The organism is Cereibacter sediminicola (assembly GCF_007668225.1).
Taxonomy (GTDB): domain Bacteria; phylum Pseudomonadota; class Alphaproteobacteria; order Rhodobacterales; family Rhodobacteraceae; genus Cereibacter_A; species Cereibacter_A azotoformans.
In genome coordinates this window covers 23,627-38,976 of sequence record NZ_VDEK01000023.1, presented here as the reverse complement: position 1 = coordinate 38,976, position 15,350 = coordinate 23,627, and the positions used below count along the sequence as shown (strand labels likewise).

Genomic DNA, 15,350 nt, shown 5'->3' with positions numbered 1-15,350 from the left:
GGGTAATCCCGTTTCGATGTCCAATTGCACTCCCTGCAATTGAACACGGTTCACCTGTCGAATTCCACCCGGTCGAAAGATAACGGCGGTGTCGTGATATAGAACCTTTGGCGGCATGCTGCGGGGAAACCTCAGGGTCGGGGATGAATCCTGCCGCATTGCACCTGTTCCAAAGCGCTTCCGAAATCAAGAACCCCTTCGGAAGGGGAGTGAAATGCGGGCAGGCGATCTTAAGTTACAGCGAAAGAACGTGGCCTCAATGCCACGGCAATGCGCAATGCCTCGTCGTCGCGGCAGGGCGGGAAAAATCGCTCACCGCCTCACAGGGCAGCCTGATCCGCGGCCAGGTAAAGCCGCCGATGGCGTCGGATCCTGTCCCGATGGCCGGGCACTGCCGCTCAATTGGGCGCGCCATGATCTAACGGGCTGAGAAGTGGCGGCCGCGGGCAGTGGTGGCAGTCACCCGCGGCCTGACCGTCCGAGCCGCTTAGGGGACGGAATCGGCGGCTTTCGGGAACATAGCATCAGCCTGTGCCAGATATCCTGCGTCATTTTTTCGGGACGGGCTTTTAAGGGAATTCCTCTCGCGCCGGCATTCCGCGGCCCGCGCGCCCCCGAATCCGGAGGCCATCGGAGCTTGCGGCTGCGGAAGGACGTCAATCCGACATGGCTTCCGCGGAGGGACAGGATTGTCACCCGGGCCATGCGCAAGTGCAAAGAGAGAACGCAGAGACATTCGTGATGGTAATACTGCGGCGGGATCGTGCCCGGGCTCGTTGGCCCGTGGACGACGGTCAGAAGCCCGCTTCGAACGCAGGCCCGCACCCTCTCGACAGGGAAATTGGAGCGGGATGGGTCGCGCGTCACTTCATGGGGGAAGCCCTGTCCGATCTTGATCGGCGTCTTGCCGACGGTTCCCGGGGCCGCGATTGCAACGGTGTGGCGTAGCGTGCTGGTCGCGTTCGCACCGACCGCGGTGTCGAGGGCGCACGGGATGATGCCTTGCATGATCATGGCCGCGTTCCGATCCTGTGACCGGCCTCTGCCGGCGGAGATCATCCTGCGCAAGCTCTGGCCGTCGATGTGGACGCCTGGCCGGCCGAAATCCTGCGGGATCCCGTCAAGGGGATGCGGCTGGCTTTCGCGGCAGGCTGTGCCGGCACAGGCCTGTCAGGAGGAGCTCTCCCTGTTGAGCAACTCCACGATGCGCAGCGCCGTCTCGATCCGAATGTCCGCATCGAGGCGCAGATGCATCATCCCGGGATCCCCTGAAACGGGCGGGGACAGGAGGTAGGGCGGGGCGGGATGGTCCCTGCGGGCCGCTTCGGCTTTGCCGGTCTCCCTGCGCAGCGCTTCCAGTCTCACCTGGACCGGGTCTATCTCCCGGTCCTCGATCCCGAACAGGCTGGCCAGGGCCAGAACCTTCTGGCGCGGCGGCCGTGTGAGGCCGCGACAGTACCGGTTATAGGTATCCCGGCTTATGCCGGCCCGACGCGCCAGTTCGGCCTGGGACAGGCCGCTCTGCTCCGTCAGCTCCTGCAGGCGCCGTGCCCATTCGGGCAGTGTCTCCTCCTCGTCCATCATCCTCTTCCGTCCTCTGCGCGTTCAGCAGTTGCAGGTATGTCGTTGGTATGTCCTGCATGTTCCTGCGTCAATCAGGTATAATCACGACACTAATGCGCGCAACTTGCGGATTGCGTCGAGGCGCGCAGGGTGCGGCCGACAGGGCGAGCTTTCCGGGTTTCATCGTTTTTCGATTAAATCAGTTAGTTGACGGGAGGCTCGCAGGTCCCCGGTTGACGGAAGCCTCAAGCTTGTCTTATAGTATGCCGCATAATTGTCGTTTATCATGAGGGGCCTCATGCGGATCAAGATCAGTCAGTCACATGCAGCAGCCATCGAGAAGGCCATTTCGGCCGTGGCCGGCAAGAAGACCCGTTGCATCCATCAGGCCGAGGATGTGATCTCGGCCGCCGAAAGGGCCGAGCGGAAACTCGAGGACCTCGGCCTCCAGAAGTCCTGTCGCGCAGGAGCCACCGCCCAGGCGAACCTCGCCGGACCGGGCAAGTCCTACGGCTACAGCCTCGATGGAACGCGCATCGCCCTCGAGCGTCTCACGTCCGGCTGGTATCTCACCGACGTCACTCTGCAGCGGATCTACCCGGGCGGCCCTGAGCGCATGGAGATCCTCATCGAGGCCTCGCAGATCGAAGCCGCCGTCGAGGCGAAGCTGCGCAAGCTCCGGATCAGCGCACGGACGCCCGCCCCGGCCGAGCTCGCGGCCTGACAGGGAGCCTCTCCAGCCACCGCCGTCGGGTTTCCGCCATGGCTCGGCCCCTGCACCCGGCGTCGGCGTTTCCGGGATGCCCGAACCCTCTCAAGGCATTCATCACCCCCGTTGCGCCCGAGTGGCGCAACTCTCACCAAGGAACGAACATGTCTCCCCTTGACCGTACTTCCGGGCGGCCAGGACCGGCCGCGCCGGCTACACCCCCACATCTCCGCACCCGGCTGCAGGACCTCGACCGATTCTGGCACCCGCAGGACGGGGCCGTCCGTCCTGCACCGGCCCATCCGCTCCGCCCTGCCGAGCCGCCTGCCAGCCTCCTGACGCATCTGCCAGCGTGCAACGAGCTCGGTGCCGCCCTTCGCGAGCATCAGGAACAGCAGGGCCGCGTCACACTCCGTCTCGGGAGCGAGGATGCCGACGACCCGCCGGCCGGATCGGTTCAGCTGGACAAGGTCCCCTCCCGCGCGCCCCGGACCCTCTTCCATCTGCAGGAATACGGGTTTCCGTCCGACCTCTGGGCCTACCGCGACGGAAAGAACATTCGCTTCGTCGCCGCCGCCTATCACAGCTTCCTCGGCATCACGCTGCTGTTCGACTGGACCTGCCACCGGCTCAAGGACGGCGAGCTTGCCTGGTACCGCATGCCCCCGAAACAGGAGAGGCTCTACGCGCTCGACCGGCTTCTCACAGCCCCCGGCCAGCCCGTCGTCTTCTGCCTCGACGAAACCAGCCTCGCGGCGGCGGAACGCGCGTTCCCGAAGCGCATCGCAACCACGGGCAGGCTCCGCTGCGACAAGGTTGCGGGGCACCTTTCCCCTCTGTCCAACCGCGACGTGATCATCATGGCAGGGCGCAAGCGGCCTTGCCTGGCGGATGTTCGACAGCTCCGGGATCTTCTCAGGGACATCGGCTGCACAGTCTCCGACGACGTCCTCCCCGTTCCGCGGCACCGGCCGCGCAAGGCGTCCCGTCCCCCGCAAGCAGTCCTCGCCAAGCTCCCATCCTGACGCGGCCCGACAGGTCGGCTGACAAGGCAGATGGAGTGCGCCCTCCAACGGCGGCCCGCACTCCTGCCGAGGGATCCGGAAGACCGCCCGCGCGGAGCCCACCGAACCACCCGGTATCGGAGGTAGCCCGGTCCATGCACCAGAGGCCTTCAGAACGGTCCCGCCCCATGAAAGGCCTCGAACCGGGATCTGAGTTCGAGAAGGTAATCCAGTTCCAGCACCAGCAGGGCAACCGCATTGAAGGCCACCAGCAGTCCCGCCGCCATCCCGGTATTCCTGTAGCGCCGGAACACGGCCCTCATGGATCTGCGGTCAGGATCGTTGCTGTCCTCGCTGAGGTATTTCTCCCAGCCGGGAGGTCTGGCCGACGAGGAAGCGTAAATGTAGTCCTCCAGCAGCCGGCTATACGAGGCGAGAGTCATGAGTATCGAATATTCGATCTTGATGCGATGCAGCACCAGGAGGGAGAACAGGAGCGCAACCAGTACCAGCAGGGATACGGATGCTTCCCCTGGAAGCTTCCCGCTCAGGATCCAGGCATAGAAAGCCGCGTAGCCCCCCAGAACCAGCGACTCGAACCGCCATATGGCTTGCAGCAGGATATTGATCTGCTCGCGAATGGCGCGCCATTCCGCATTGGCAAAGGCGATGGATGTGCCCTGAGACCCGGCTGCGGACGCTTCCGGTGCATTGGGTGGGGCGGATCTTGCGGTGCGTCCGTCGTCCATGCCGAGCCTCCCTGCGCGCAAGCCTGGCGCTTCGAACCCCGTTGGGGAATGGAGCCTCGTTCGGCCAGGTGCAATTTCCGGGCACCCCGAATTGCGGGCTTCTGCGAAAGACGTTTCGGCTCACCGATGTTCGCCCCTTGGCAGCGCAACATGCGCCACTAAAGGGCGCCTCGGTTCCACATGGCAGGTGGCCGGCGCGGCAATCGCGCCGGCGTTTCATGCCATGGAGGCCCCGTAGACTTGTCCGATACGCTCGGAGTTGGCGGATCCAGAGCGGTGACGAAACGGGCTGAAACCTGGCCTGCAAAGCCGATCTCGCCTCTGGCATTGCCGCCGCCCGAGGCCCCCAGATCCAGGACATCAGGCAAGCCCTGAGACAGAGGCGCACATGGTCGGGATCGCGCCGGTAAATTACCAATTCGTACGTGCTCATCCTCCTTTCGGACGGGGCATGAACGGATTCACCAGCAGGACCTTCGGGAGCGGGAGGGAATGGTTCTCATGATGTTGACACGGGCGCCGGATGCGGCGGTCCGCCTGTGGTCGGACCGGCTGCGTCCCGTCGCCTGGGCCCTGATCTGCTGCGGCCTGACTGCCTGCGGGAGCAGCGGAAAGAACGTCGATCCGAAGTTCACCGGCCGCGAGGTGGTGACCGAAGGCATCGAACATTACGTGACCAATCACAATGGACACAGCCGCGTCCGCATCAACAATGCCGCGACCCAGGCGGAGTACGACGCGCTCGGCCAGTTCGACGATTCCAACCCGGCCACGCCGGCGGGCTATCGCAACCTGATCGAGCGCGCGGAGAACGCCTACGCCAATTCAGTCTTCGTCGAGGTCATCGCCCGGATCGACAAGGACGCCGAGGGCCACGAAAAGGTCGTGAAGGTGTTGCGGCTCACCGCCGACCAGGCGCCCTTCGACAATGTCGACAGCGCCGGCAACCCGATCGGCAGCGGCAAGTACCATTTCCGCGGCACCGGCAGCTTCCGGGTCTATGCCCGCGTCGACGGGGGAGAGGTCCAGACCGGCGTGGGCGATCTCGAAGCCCTGACCATCGATTTCGATGCCGGCACCGCGGCAATCCACCTGCGCACCGGCCTCAACGAGACATCCCGGATCGAGACGGAAATCCGGGCCGACAAGCTGACCTTCGACATCCTGACGGGAACCTTCGGCGGCGAGATCACCCAGACCGCCCGGGTGGGAGGCGAGATACTGACAGCCCAGGGCCATCTGCGCGGCAGCATCAGCGGCGACGAGGCCAGCCTCACCCGGCAGAACGAGCAGATGACGACCTCGGGCGTCTTCACCGCCGACGGCGCGCGGCTAAGCTCGGACGGGATCTTCTGGGGCAGCCAGCTCAACTACCGCTGATGGACCGGGCGGGGAGAGCGGCCGGACGGACCTGGCCGTTCCGGCTGCATGGAGCGGGACTGCTGGCGCTGGCAGTGACGGTGGCGGTGGTGGTCCTGCCGGACGGTGCGCGCAGCCAGAGCTACGAGCTCGGGCGCAGCGGCGATCTTGTTGTCTCCGAGCGCCTGAGGATCCTCGCCCATGGCCGGGCGCTGGCCGAGGGGGCCAGCCCGATGGCGCGCACCTTGTCGCTGAAGGCGGACATGCTCGTCCAGGGGTTCTACCACGAGGGCGGGATCGACTGGGTGACGGCGGAAGCATCGCTCAGTCCGACCCTGGGCTGGTCGCCGAATCTGAACGGCGGGCTGGCTGGCTCGCGCATCGCGCTCGGCGGGGGCTGGCTCGAGATCGATCCCACCTATGTCGCCAGATCCGGCGCCACCGCCGGGCTCCTCTTCGAGAGCGAGGCGCGTCTCGCCTGGGGGCTCGGGCGGTTCCTGCAGGCCGAGGCGGACGGCGCCATCTCGCGCGCATGGCAAAGCGGCTACGAGCGGCGGGACCGGCGGCTTCAGTTATGCAGCCGCAACCACCTGCGGGGCTGGAGCTTTCTCGACCTCTGCCTGCGCCAGAGCGAGAGCGATCGCAGCCTCAGCCAGTACGAGCAGCGCGAGACCTCGCTTCAGTTCGCCCGGCTCCTTGCCGTTCCGAACAGCTATCACGAAATCCGCCTCGACCTCACCCAGCGCCGGCAGCCAGAGTACCGTCAGCCACGGGCGGGGCTCGAGCTGCATTCGGTCTGGTCCGGCCTCGCCACCCGCTTCGGCATCGGCCTCGGGCAAGCCGTGGAGGGCCGCACCGCTGAGCGGGTCGATGCCTTCGCCGACCTGCGCTGGCGCATGGCCGGCGCCGTGACCGGGCTCTCGCTCTGGCAATCCCGCGCCAGCGGCGGACAGGTGTTCGGCCTCGCCCAGAGCGATGTGAGCACCGGCGTGGCCCTCTTCCGTCAGATCACGCCCGCCCTGGACCTCTCGGTGCAATATGTGCGCACCCGATCGAGTGTCGACCTCTTCGACAACCGGCAGGTCGGCCTCGATCTCTCCTGGCGCCTCCCTATCCGCTAGGGTGCCGTTATCCTCCGGAAGGAGCCGGATGACCGCCCCGAACGCTGCCAGGCGACGGGATGACCCGCCGCAGCCGCACCTTCCCGGTGTTGCCGATGCGCGAAGGGAAAGAAGGCCCCGGCACCGCCATGGGCGCCGGGTTCAGTCGCAGCCGAACGGGCCGCAGGACCCGCTGAACGCGTTTCCGTCGCTGTCGCGGCCGCTGTAGAAGGTCGATCCACCGATCGACTGCTGCATCATGTTCCAGTTTCCGCCATCGGCAGAGCGCCCTTGGTGATAGGTCGTATTGCCGATGGTCTGGCTCTCCTGGCTCCAGTGCGATCCTGTGCGGGCATTGCGGCCCTCGAGCTGGGTCGTATTCCCGTAGCGGCTGACCGTATAGCTGTTGCCGGCATCATCCCAACAGGACTGGAAGGCTTCCGAGCCGACACAGGCGGCAGCGGCCGCATCCGCCACCAGAAGGGCGGCTGTCATTATCGCGATCAGTTTCATGCGGGATCCCCTGCAGTGTCGGCCAAGTGGTGCGAGCCTATCCTGAGCCGCCCTGCGGTTCTGGTCCAGCACGCTCAAGGACAGGGGCCCAGTTCATTCGATGTGGCCGTCGAATATACGACGGCCGAACGGAATGTCCGGCCGCCACCGGCTCTTGCGGCCGCCCGCCCTGAGAGGTCACCCCGGGCCAGGCAGGGAGCGCGACGGAAACGCTCGGGAATGGTCCTCGCCTGCACGGGAAGATCCGGCCGATCCGGACGTTCGCCATCTTTCCGGATTTTCTCCAATGGGAATTTTTTAGGGGGCAAGGCCCTGACCGTGGAGCGGATTCCCGGATCGTGCCATCCTGTTCCGCCATGGGATCCCGAGGGGAAAAATCCGCAAGATGCTCCTTTCCCCCCGAACCCGTTCCATGTGCTCTTTCGGCGAAACCACGGAAAAGTCCGGGTACTCTCCCGTCTCGTCCCTGACCGAGAGACGACACCGTCTCCCTAAAAGACAATTTGCCATGCCGGAGTATGGAGATTACGGAAAAGGAAACCTCGCAACAGGAGCAGCCATTGGCCGAACTTGATCTTGAGAAACTGTCGCTGAAAGAGCTCAAGGCCTTGCGCACGCAGCTCGATCGGGCCATTGCAACCTATGAGGATCGCCGGAAGAGAGAGGCGCGGGAAGAACTCGAGGAAACGGCGCGTGCGCTCGGCTTCACCCTCGCGGAACTCGTGGGTGCGCCGGTCTTGCGCAAGCGATCGAATGCCCCGCCCAAATATGCCAATCCCGCCAATTCCGGCGACACCTGGTCCGGGCGCGGCCGGAGACCCCGTTGGTTCGAGGAAGCGCTCGCCCGCGGACAGTCGGCAGACGAGCTGAAGATCTGATCCTGCCCGACAGAGGTCAGGAGACATCGACCTCCGGGCCCGGTAAGGCCGCATCGCGACCCGGGCCCGGCATTACCGGGCCGGATTGGCCTCCCCGGCTCATCCGGCCCGGTAATGGCACCGGCACTCGCGCTTCCCGAACCGGAGCCGGAAAAAACCGGCCTCGTGGCGCGGCCAGGGGCGCTTTCCGCCATCCCCGAACGCTTCACGCCGCCTGCCGGCGAGCGACCTTCTGCAAGGGCGGAAAAATCCGAAAAAAGCCCATGCCCCGCGAGATCCGGCTCGAATGGCCGCGAGGCGGCGGGACCACTCCACGGCTGTGGAGCGCGGAGTTCCGGGTGGAGAACGTCGGATGCGCGGCCGACCCGGATGGCCGGGACGCCGCCGCGCCAAGAGCGGGAAATCTGCAATCAGGTGATGGCTCTGGATGTTTCCCCGTCCCCGCCCTTCGAGCCGTGGAGCGGAAACGTACCGCGGCGGGACGCCGGATCCGGCAATGTACACGGCAGGCATGTAGCGGCAATGCGGAAAACGCCGAAGGTGGGAAACTCCGCTGGCTGCGGATTGCCCGAATTGTTTTCCTCATGCGGCACAAGCGCGCACCGGGCCGATTGTCCGGACGGTGCATTTCCCGGAAACCCGGAGCGGGCGTCTGTTCGGGCATGACGCCATCCGGAGGTATGATCCGCCTGACCCGGGGGTATTTCATCTCATCGCGGACGATGAATGATACAGACCGGCGTCGCGCCATTTCCCGAAAGATACGGCCATCGCGGCCTGCAGAAGAGGCGCGCGGTCTTCCCCTGGTGAAGACCCCTTGTCAGATTGCAGCCCGCTGGCTTCATGACAGGAAAAGATCCAGGCCTGGTAAAACGCTCGCTGATGCAAGGCCGGCACTGCGGGTTCGCGTGCCGAGGACAAGGATCGGTATCTCCACTTGCGTGGCGCGGGCATGTGCCTTATCTTGAATCCACCGGCTCAAGCGATCCGTTCCGTCCACAATGGGAAAGCCTCATGGCACGCTTGCAAAGACCGTATCTTTGCCAATCATAGCCCTTCGATGAATAGCCGTCGGCGCAGTGGACACCCAATACGGCACAAGTTGAAGGCCTGTCTCCATGGCAATCCATACCGCCGACCAGAACGTTTTCAAACGTACCGCCCAGACCATCGCCAAGCTGCCCGATGCGCCAAAACTGAGTGCGTGTCAGCATGCCTTGGCCCGCGCCTCCGGACACCGCGACCTGCATCACATGCAGGCAGTGCAGGGCAAGGGCGTGACCTCCACCATCCCCGATGCGGCTGGCAAGGCAGCCATCATCGATCACCTCCACCAGGAGCTGGGCCTCAGGATCGGAGACCTGTGCCACGCCTTGTTCCGCACGCGCTTCTTCGGACCGGTCTCGGACCCCGCAGAAGCCCTCTCTGTTCGTGAACGGCTGTTCGAACGGGAATTCGCCGCGGCCCAATCCCCTTCCCTGGGCATCCCCTGCAAGATCGCGGCTCCCCGACAGGGAATGGTCCGGGCCATGATGCTGGATCGGGGGGCGGGACCGAACGGCCTTTCCCATGCCGTGACGGATCATGGCATCCTGAACTGCGTCTCCCGGGAAATGCTCCCGCACCCCGCGAGGCGGCTCTTCGTTCCCCTGCAGTTCTGGGTGCCCTACGGCTACTGGGTGGACGCGGATGGGGCCAAGGTGCTCTTCTCCCGGGACTACTGCCCGCTGTGGCGCATCCAGGAAGGATCCGCTCCCGAAAGAGACAACCCGGATCGTCGGGTGCGTCACATCGAGCAGCACTGGTTCTCCGGCAAGGGCGGTTTCAGCGGACCGGTGGATCGGATCATCGAAAGAGGCCTGGAGATCCTCCGGGAGCACCGTGTCGTCTCCGTGCCGCAACTGGTCGAGTGGTTTCCGGACTGCCTGAAACAGCAGATCTGGATCTCGGACATGAAGCGCAAACGCGGCCGCGCAGAAATGGCCAGAGCCGGCTGACAGATCAGGCGCCTCGATGACATCCGCAGCGGGCCGGAAACACAAGCTCCCGGCCTGTTCCAGTTCCACGCGCCGCCGACCGGATGTGACCGAAGGCATCGACCACCTTGTCGCGTCCGGGTGGCGGAGGGGTCAGGGGCCGCATCGCACCGCCATCCGGGAGCCGCTGCCGCGTTACATGACCGGTGCAGACGGTCCTGCAGCAAGCCGCCCTGTCACGGCATTCTCCGGATGGCCGGAAACGGCAGCCTGTATCTGCGGTCGACCTCCAGCCAGGTCGAACAGCGCGAGGCGGCGAGGTCGTGGGCGAGCTGCCGGTCGATCTCGTAGAACTCGGCAATGGCAATGATCTCGCCCGACCAGACCTCGCGGATCGGGCTGTAGATCTCGAGCAGCGGCAGGCCCATCGCCGCCTCGGCTCTGCCCTCCCGGGCGCCGCGCATGCCTTCGACGAAGGAAACTCATGCCGATCAGGGACCTGTCCGATACCTCGACTCAGCGTAAGCCTTCGGCGAAGGCCGCGGCCCGGGCGGTAGCTCAGAGCGACCTGCTGGTGGTCTTCGGCTTCCGGGGCTTAGAGGCCCATTTTCTTTGCGAGGCGCTCGAAGCTGTCGAGGATACGGTCGATGCCGGCGTCGTCCGGGTCGAACGTGCCGCCATGGAGGTCCATCATCTCGGCGTGAGCCTCATGGTTCGGATCGGCGCGGGCCACGAGGAACTCCGCATAGCCGGGGGCACCCCCCACATCCTCGGGAGGACAGGCGCCGATGGCACGGACAAGGCGCGGGTAGTCGGCGCGGGGATGGCATCGCCGATCTTCTCGACCCTGATCACATGGTGCCAGTTGTCGCCGAAGTCGTAGATGTAGTGGATCGTCTTCGTGCCGACATCCTCGATGACGTCGAGCAGGCTGGCTTGCTGGAGGGCAGCGGGCCGTCGTGGAAGCCGTCGGGATCGACGACGCCCCAGCCGGCGCCTCCGGCGCGGAACTCGTAGAGGTGCGTGTCGCTCCAGCCCACGGCGGCCTGGATCACCTCGTGCAGGCGGTTGAGCCGGATCTTCAGCGGCACGTCGAAGCGGCGCAGCACCAGGGCGCGGCGGCACCCAACCCGTCGTCGGCGCGCGCCTCGGTGGTTGGCGGGGAACGGCACCGCTCCGAAAAGGGGAGGCTCCTCAGGATCGAAGGCTTTGCAGCGCGTTCCCGACCGCTGAAACGAGTTGCGATGCCGAGAAGGGCTTCGGCACCCATCCCAGCGGGTGGGCGGCCTGTGCGCGCTCCCGCGTGCCGGGGTCGTGATTGGCGGACACGAAGAGACACCGCAGACCAAGGCGACGGCTGATCTCGAGGGCTGCGTCGATACCGTCGCGGCGGCCTCGGATCCGGATGTCCATCAACACCAGATCAGGCCCGTGAACCTCGGCCATGCGGACCGCCTCGTCCGCGCTGGAGGCGATGCCCACGACGTCCAGCCCGTCGGCTTCAAGCGCCGCCTCGATGTCGCAAGCCACCAGCCACTCATCCTCGACCACGAGAATGCGCGCGCGCGACGTCGGCCCGGCGACGACCTCTTCCGATGCCGCCGGCTTGTCGGCGTCCCCGGGGCCCGACGGTGGGGCGAAGCTCTGAAGGGTCATCCACAGGCCCCCTCGCTGCTGTCGGTAAATCTCACGGTGATGCGCGTCCCGTTCCGGTTTTCCACCTTCAGTTCGGCCCCCAGTTGGCGACACAGTCCCTTCACGAGGCCGAGCCCCGAGGAGCGGCGCTCCGCCTTGGTCGTGGCGATGCCGGGGCCGTCATCCTGCACGATCAGCGCGAACTCCTTGCCCTGCCGTTCCAGCGCGATGCGCACCACACCTTCCCGCCCGCAAAGCCCGTGCTTGACCGCGTTCGTCACCAGCTCGTTCAGGATCAGCGCCAGCGGGAAGGTTGCGTCACTGCTCAGCTGTCCTTCGGTCGCCGAAACATCAAGCCGCACCTCCGGGCCGAATGACGCCGAGACCGTGTGCGCCAGAGCCTGCAGGAAGGCGGCGGATGAGACCGTCGCCATCTGCTGCGTCTCGTACATCAGCGACTGAGCCGCGCTGACGGCCAGGAGGCGCTGGTTGACGGCCTGAAGCACGTCCCTCACCTCGCGGGATCCGGTCTCGCGGATGGCGGCCGAGAAGAGCCCGACCATGAGCTGGATATTGTTCTTCACCCGATGGTTGAGCTCGCGCAGCAGGATCGTGTTGCGGTGCAGCGCCTCCTCCAGAAGCGCCTGGCGCTGGCGGCGCGCATGCGCCTCGGCGTTCAGCTGCGCAACCTCCTTCTTCAGCAGCGAGAAGCGGTCGGCCTCCGGCACCGTGCAGCGCGCCGCAATCAGGACCTGCCCATCCGCCTCGCGCAACCGCGCGCCCTGCACCCGCAGGCGCCGGGCCGCGCCGTCCGGCTGACGAAACAGCCATTGGCCTGCCACGGGACTCGACGTTCCCGAACAGCACCGCAGCCAGGCCCGAAGCTCGTCGGGTCCCGTCTCGAGACGGGACCCCAGATGCTCCCCGGTGGGGTCGCCGCCGACCAGCCGGACGCCGGCCGCGTTGACACGCATGATCCGGCCCTGCGGCGTCAGAAGGAAGACCGGCTCCTGGAAAAAATCCAGAAGCGACTGCTCGACCCCTGCCGCCATCATTCCTCCCGCCGGAAATACTCGCGTGCGTTGGGTTCGGGCATCTCCTTCGGGGTCAGATAGACCGCCACGCGGCAGCCGGCATCGCCTGCCGCGATCGACTGCTCGATGTCGACCCGTGCGTAGCCGAGGTTCTCGGCGGCAATCGAGCCGAAGACGTTGGAGGTCATCATGCAGAGCGACGGTCGTCCCAGCACGTGCTCGCGGAAAGGGCATCGCCGGTTGCCGAACACGATCCGGTCCTCGCGCTCCTCGATGATGTGGAAGTCGCCCTCGATGCGCCGCTTGAGATCCACCAGCACCTCGCCGATCTGCTCCCGGGTCAGCGTCTCGACCTGCAGCGCGCGGCGGTAGGCGCCGTTCATATGCTCGCCCATGATGCCGCCGACGATACTGATGTAGCCCGAGGCCTCGTCGAGACCGACGACCTTTTCCAGCGTCCCGGCCAGTTCCCGAAGCAGCGATCGCAGGAAGACGTCAGCGTCCAGCGGGACGACCAGATCGCCGACTTTGCCCGCCCCTGCGTCCATGGGAACCCCTTCGACTCTGCTCCGTGCCTCAACCCGAGCCCCACTATGATACGGGCCGAAGGAACTTGCCAGCGCGCTGGCGGCCGCCCGGGGAACGGGTGCTGTTTTCTCCCGCGACGGCCCGTTCTTCCCGGCGGTCGAAAAGGGTGAGGCCATGAACCTCGTGAACGGAAATGGGCCTCATGCGAGGCCGAGGTCCTTCCAGATCCGTTCGGGCGGAATGCTCTTCCTGGCGTCGTGTTCGGCGATCCCGGCCCCGATGCACAGGATCTTCCTTTGGCCCGGGCAAAGCCCGTTTCCGGACATCAGACCAGTCCGGATAATTCCGCCGGACTGATTTTCCGGACAAGTCATGTTGCACGGGCCTTCCTGTGGTTCACGTTTGCCGCCCGCAATTCCGGGTGGAATGCCTGCAGGCTCCCCCGGGAGATTTCCTGCAATCCGGCCAGAACCAGAATTGTCATGCCGCAGGACGCCCATTACGCATTGGTAATCCGTTCGAGTCAGGGAGCCTGGAAAATTGTCCGCCATAGAGCTGAATGATCTGTCGCTGAAGGAGCTCAAAAGCCTGCAGGCACGGATCGCAAAGGCCATTGCCACTCACGAGGACCGCCGCAGGAGGCAGGCCCTGGAAGAACTCGCGAGCAGGGCGCGCCAGATGGGATTCACCCTTGCGGAATTGGTGGACGGCGCGCCCGCCCGCAAGCGTTCGGCCGCTCCTGCCAGTTATGCCAATCCTCTCGGTCCCGCGGGCACCCGGTCCGGACGGGGCCGGAAGCTGCAGTGATCCTGACGGCAATTGCCACCGGCAAGCCCCCTGACGATCTCAGGATCTGATCCGACCGGGACTGGGACAGATCCTGTTCCGGCCCGAAAAGACTCCCGATCCAGGCAAACCCGGTATTATCGGGCCGGAGAGGACTGCCGCCCCTCCCGGCCCGGTAATGCCGGCCGCGGGAAAGACATCTCCGCGGCGTGCGGCTTCTGCTCGATGAGGGTGCCTGTCCACCCTCGTGACCGCCGGCCATCTTCAGAAACGCATCAACAGGGAGTGACGCTCATGGATCTTTCCGCCGCCCCGGACGGTACGCCGACCACCTCGCTGCCCTGCTGCGGGTGGGCGCACCGCTGGATGGCGGGCGGGGCGCTGGGGCTTCTGCCGCAGCCCGTGCATGGCATGTGAGGCGGCGCCTCGGGGGTGCGGCCGGTGGTGGCCGAACCTCCCGATCTCGCGGGCGGGACTGCTCGACGACGAGGCCCGGCGCCGCAGAGGCCCGGCCGCCGGCCGGACCTCCCGATCCTGCGGCCGGCCCTATCTGACGACGAGGGGCCCGTGCATCCCGCCCTCGTAATGGCCGGGGATCAGGCAGGCGAATTCGTAGCTGCCGGGGGCGCCGAAGGTCCAGACGATCTCTCCGCTCTCGCCCGGCCCGAGCCGCAGCGCATTCGCATCGCGATGCACCATGTCGGGCATCTCGGCCATCATGGCCTTGTGCTCCTGGATCTCGTCCGGGGCATCCATGACGAATTCGTGCTCCTGCTCGCCCTCGTTGCGGATCGCGAGACGCACGGTCTCGCCCGCGGCGATGTCGAGGACGGGCGGATCGAAGACCATCCGCCCGTCCTCCGTCTCGCGCATCGCGACCGTCACGGTCCGCGCAGCCTCCTCCGCGCGGGCCGGGGCGCCGATCGCCATCACCCCGTGTCCGGATGCGGCACCCGTGCCGCCCATGTGGTCCATGTCCCCCATGTGCTCCATCTGGCCCGTCCCGCCCGGGGCCGCGTCGTGATCCGGCATGTGCGTCCCGTCCGCCTGCGCGGCTCCGGCGGAAACGGCGACCACGAAAGCCATCGTCAGCAGTTTCATCTGGTCTTCCTTCATCTGGATCGGCGCATAGCGCAACGAGAGTGCGCCATCGGCTGCGACCTCGATATCCGCCAGATGGAGCCTCTCGAACCAGACCGGGACCCGCCGTGTCACAGGAAGTCCTTGAGATCGTATCCCTCACCGACGGGCGGGCGGGCAGTCTCCCGCTCCCGCGTCCCATCCGCCAACAGGGCCTCCAGCGGGACGCGCAAGGCGGCGGCGATGCGGGCAAGGGTCGTCAGGCGGGCGTCCCGCTTGCCCGTCTCGATGAGTGACAGGGCTGGGCCGCTGATCCCGGTCAGGCGGGCGAGTTGCCCCAGATTGAGCCCCTCCGCCGCACGCCGCACACGGATCCGCTGACCGACTTCGGTCAAAATCTGCGCCTCGGGTTTGGACGTCATGTCCCCGCGCCTCA

At 66.0% G+C, this 15,350-nt stretch carries 18 protein-coding genes and 1 pseudogene; 8 read left to right on the top strand and 11 right to left on the bottom strand.

What is annotated here, in order from left to right:
* Positions 1-1,170 precede the first annotated feature (1,170 nt).
* The gene (locus FG154_RS14450) at positions 1,171-1,584 is read right to left on the bottom strand and encodes a helix-turn-helix domain-containing protein (protein ID WP_108222310.1); all 414 of its coding nucleotides are present in this window, start codon (positions 1,582-1,584) and stop codon (positions 1,171-1,173) included.
* Between the two features lie 277 nt (positions 1,585-1,861).
* Between FG154_RS14450 and FG154_RS14445 the strand changes: the two genes are divergently transcribed.
* Positions 1,862-2,287, top strand: a complete 426-nt coding sequence (locus FG154_RS14445; protein WP_145109328.1) for a hypothetical protein — start codon at positions 1,862-1,864, stop codon at positions 2,285-2,287.
* Positions 2,288-2,325: 38 nt separating this feature from the next.
* Complete coding sequence (locus FG154_RS14440; protein WP_246100307.1) at positions 2,326-3,297, top strand: hypothetical protein; 972 nt, start codon at positions 2,326-2,328, stop codon at positions 3,295-3,297.
* A gap of 149 nt (positions 3,298-3,446) precedes the next feature.
* On the opposite strand, the gene FG154_RS14435 is transcribed toward FG154_RS14440, so the two are convergent.
* On the bottom strand, positions 3,447-4,025 hold the full coding sequence (locus FG154_RS14435; protein ID WP_108222313.1) for a hypothetical protein: 579 nt from the start codon (positions 4,023-4,025) through the stop codon (positions 3,447-3,449).
* Between the two features lie 492 nt (positions 4,026-4,517).
* Here FG154_RS14435 and FG154_RS14430 point away from each other — a divergent pair, with 492 nt between their 5' ends.
* Both FG154_RS14430 and FG154_RS14425 read left to right on the top strand, forming a co-directional pair.
* Complete coding sequence (locus FG154_RS14430) at positions 4,518-5,405, top strand: viral aspartic protease (protein WP_244908353.1); 888 nt, start codon at positions 4,518-4,520, stop codon at positions 5,403-5,405.
* Positions 5,406-5,464: 59 nt separating this feature from the next.
* Complete coding sequence (locus tag FG154_RS14425) at positions 5,465-6,505, top strand: lipocalin (RefSeq protein WP_420024551.1); 1,041 nt, start codon at positions 5,465-5,467, stop codon at positions 6,503-6,505.
* Between the two features lie 141 nt (positions 6,506-6,646).
* Here FG154_RS14425 and FG154_RS14420 read toward each other — a convergent pair whose 3' ends face one another.
* A complete protein-coding gene (locus FG154_RS14420) occupies positions 6,647-6,997 on the bottom strand; it encodes a hypothetical protein (RefSeq protein ID WP_145109322.1) in 351 nt (116 codons plus the stop codon).
* 560 nt (positions 6,998-7,557) lie between these two features.
* On the opposite strand from FG154_RS14420, the gene FG154_RS14415 reads away from it, so the two are divergent.
* The gene (locus FG154_RS14415; protein ID WP_246100305.1) at positions 7,558-7,875 is read left to right on the top strand and encodes an H-NS histone family protein; all 318 of its coding nucleotides are present in this window, start codon (positions 7,558-7,560) and stop codon (positions 7,873-7,875) included.
* A gap of 1,118 nt (positions 7,876-8,993) precedes the next feature.
* Complete coding sequence (locus FG154_RS14410; protein WP_145109319.1) at positions 8,994-9,872, top strand: hypothetical protein; 879 nt, start codon at positions 8,994-8,996, stop codon at positions 9,870-9,872.
* Positions 9,873-10,087: 215 nt separating this feature from the next.
* Here FG154_RS14410 and FG154_RS21465 read toward each other — a convergent pair whose 3' ends face one another.
* The 6 genes and pseudogenes from FG154_RS21465 to FG154_RS14385 form a co-directional block, all read right to left on the bottom strand.
* Positions 10,088-10,279: a hypothetical protein gene (locus FG154_RS21465; protein ID WP_186312381.1), complete on the bottom strand. Its 192-nt coding sequence runs from the start codon at positions 10,277-10,279 to the stop codon at positions 10,088-10,090.
* A 167-nt stretch (positions 10,280-10,446) separates the two neighbouring features.
* A pseudogene (locus FG154_RS21735) lies at positions 10,447-10,736 on the bottom strand (plasmid pRiA4b ORF-3 family protein).
* On the bottom strand, positions 10,703-10,942 hold the full coding sequence (locus FG154_RS21455) for an IS1096 element passenger TnpR family protein (RefSeq protein ID WP_246100301.1): 240 nt from the start codon (positions 10,940-10,942) through the stop codon (positions 10,703-10,705). The pseudogene FG154_RS21735 and the gene FG154_RS21455 overlap by 34 nt, the downstream one beginning before the upstream one ends.
* Before the next feature lie 103 nt (positions 10,943-11,045).
* Positions 11,046-11,507 (bottom strand): response regulator, encoded by a 462-nt coding sequence (locus tag FG154_RS14395; RefSeq protein ID WP_145109314.1) that lies wholly within the window; start codon positions 11,505-11,507, stop codon positions 11,046-11,048.
* Complete coding sequence (locus FG154_RS14390; protein WP_145109311.1) at positions 11,504-12,538, bottom strand: sensor histidine kinase; 1,035 nt, start codon at positions 12,536-12,538, stop codon at positions 11,504-11,506. Before FG154_RS14390 ends, FG154_RS14395 begins: the two co-directional genes overlap by 4 nt.
* Positions 12,538-13,068, bottom strand: coding sequence for a methanogen output domain 1-containing protein (locus FG154_RS14385; protein WP_145109308.1), 531 nt, complete (start codon positions 13,066-13,068; stop codon positions 12,538-12,540). Before FG154_RS14385 ends, FG154_RS14390 begins: the two co-directional genes overlap by 1 nt.
* 520 nt (positions 13,069-13,588) lie before the next feature.
* Here FG154_RS14385 and FG154_RS14380 point away from each other — a divergent pair.
* Both FG154_RS14380 and FG154_RS21730 read left to right on the top strand, forming a co-directional pair.
* Positions 13,589-13,855, top strand: a complete 267-nt coding sequence (locus FG154_RS14380; protein ID WP_244908355.1) for an H-NS histone family protein — start codon at positions 13,589-13,591, stop codon at positions 13,853-13,855.
* Between the two features lie 273 nt (positions 13,856-14,128).
* Positions 14,129-14,251: a hypothetical protein gene (locus tag FG154_RS21730; protein ID WP_281282082.1), complete on the top strand. Its 123-nt coding sequence runs from the start codon at positions 14,129-14,131 to the stop codon at positions 14,249-14,251.
* Between the two features lie 129 nt (positions 14,252-14,380).
* Here the strand turns inward: FG154_RS21730 and FG154_RS14375 are convergent, their stop codons facing one another.
* Complete coding sequence (locus FG154_RS14375; RefSeq protein ID WP_246100299.1) at positions 14,381-15,049, bottom strand: cupredoxin domain-containing protein; 669 nt, start codon at positions 15,047-15,049, stop codon at positions 14,381-14,383.
* Positions 15,046-15,336 carry a helix-turn-helix domain-containing protein gene (locus FG154_RS14370; RefSeq protein WP_011910940.1) on the bottom strand — a complete coding sequence of 97 codons (291 nt, stop codon included), beginning with the start codon at positions 15,334-15,336 and terminating at the stop codon, positions 15,046-15,048. Before FG154_RS14370 ends, FG154_RS14375 begins: the two co-directional genes overlap by 4 nt.
* Between the last annotated feature and the right edge of the window lie 14 nt (positions 15,337-15,350).

What these genes read in the sequence shown, in the direction of transcription:
- FG154_RS21465 (WP_186312381.1), bottom strand. Translation starts at nt 10,279, where the DNA reads ATGGGCCTGCCGCTGCTCGAGATCTACAGCCCGATCCGCGAGGTCTGG.
- FG154_RS14370 (WP_011910940.1), bottom strand. Translation starts at nt 15,336, where the DNA reads ATGACGTCCAAACCCGAGGCGCAGATTTTGACCGAAGTCGGTCAGCGG.
- FG154_RS14385 (WP_145109308.1), bottom strand. Translation starts at nt 13,068, where the DNA reads ATGGACGCAGGGGCGGGCAAAGTCGGCGATCTGGTCGTCCCGCTGGAC.
- FG154_RS14450 (WP_108222310.1), bottom strand. Translation starts at nt 1,584, where the DNA reads ATGATGGACGAGGAGGAGACACTGCCCGAATGGGCACGGCGCCTGCAG.
- FG154_RS14435 (WP_108222313.1), bottom strand. Translation starts at nt 4,025, where the DNA reads ATGGACGACGGACGCACCGCAAGATCCGCCCCACCCAATGCACCGGAA.
- FG154_RS14420 (WP_145109322.1), bottom strand. Translation starts at nt 6,997, where the DNA reads ATGAAACTGATCGCGATAATGACAGCCGCCCTTCTGGTGGCGGATGCG.
- FG154_RS21730 (WP_281282082.1), top strand. Translation starts at nt 14,129, where the DNA reads ATGGATCTTTCCGCCGCCCCGGACGGTACGCCGACCACCTCGCTGCCC.
- FG154_RS14395 (WP_145109314.1), bottom strand. Translation starts at nt 11,507, where the DNA reads ATGACCCTTCAGAGCTTCGCCCCACCGTCGGGCCCCGGGGACGCCGAC.
- FG154_RS14440 (WP_246100307.1), top strand. Translation starts at nt 2,326, where the DNA reads ATGGCTCGGCCCCTGCACCCGGCGTCGGCGTTTCCGGGATGCCCGAAC.
- FG154_RS14430 (WP_244908353.1), top strand. Translation starts at nt 4,518, where the DNA reads ATGGTTCTCATGATGTTGACACGGGCGCCGGATGCGGCGGTCCGCCTG.
- FG154_RS14445 (WP_145109328.1), top strand. Translation starts at nt 1,862, where the DNA reads ATGCGGATCAAGATCAGTCAGTCACATGCAGCAGCCATCGAGAAGGCC.
- FG154_RS14410 (WP_145109319.1), top strand. Translation starts at nt 8,994, where the DNA reads ATGGCAATCCATACCGCCGACCAGAACGTTTTCAAACGTACCGCCCAG.
- FG154_RS14390 (WP_145109311.1), bottom strand. Translation starts at nt 12,538, where the DNA reads ATGGCGGCAGGGGTCGAGCAGTCGCTTCTGGATTTTTTCCAGGAGCCG.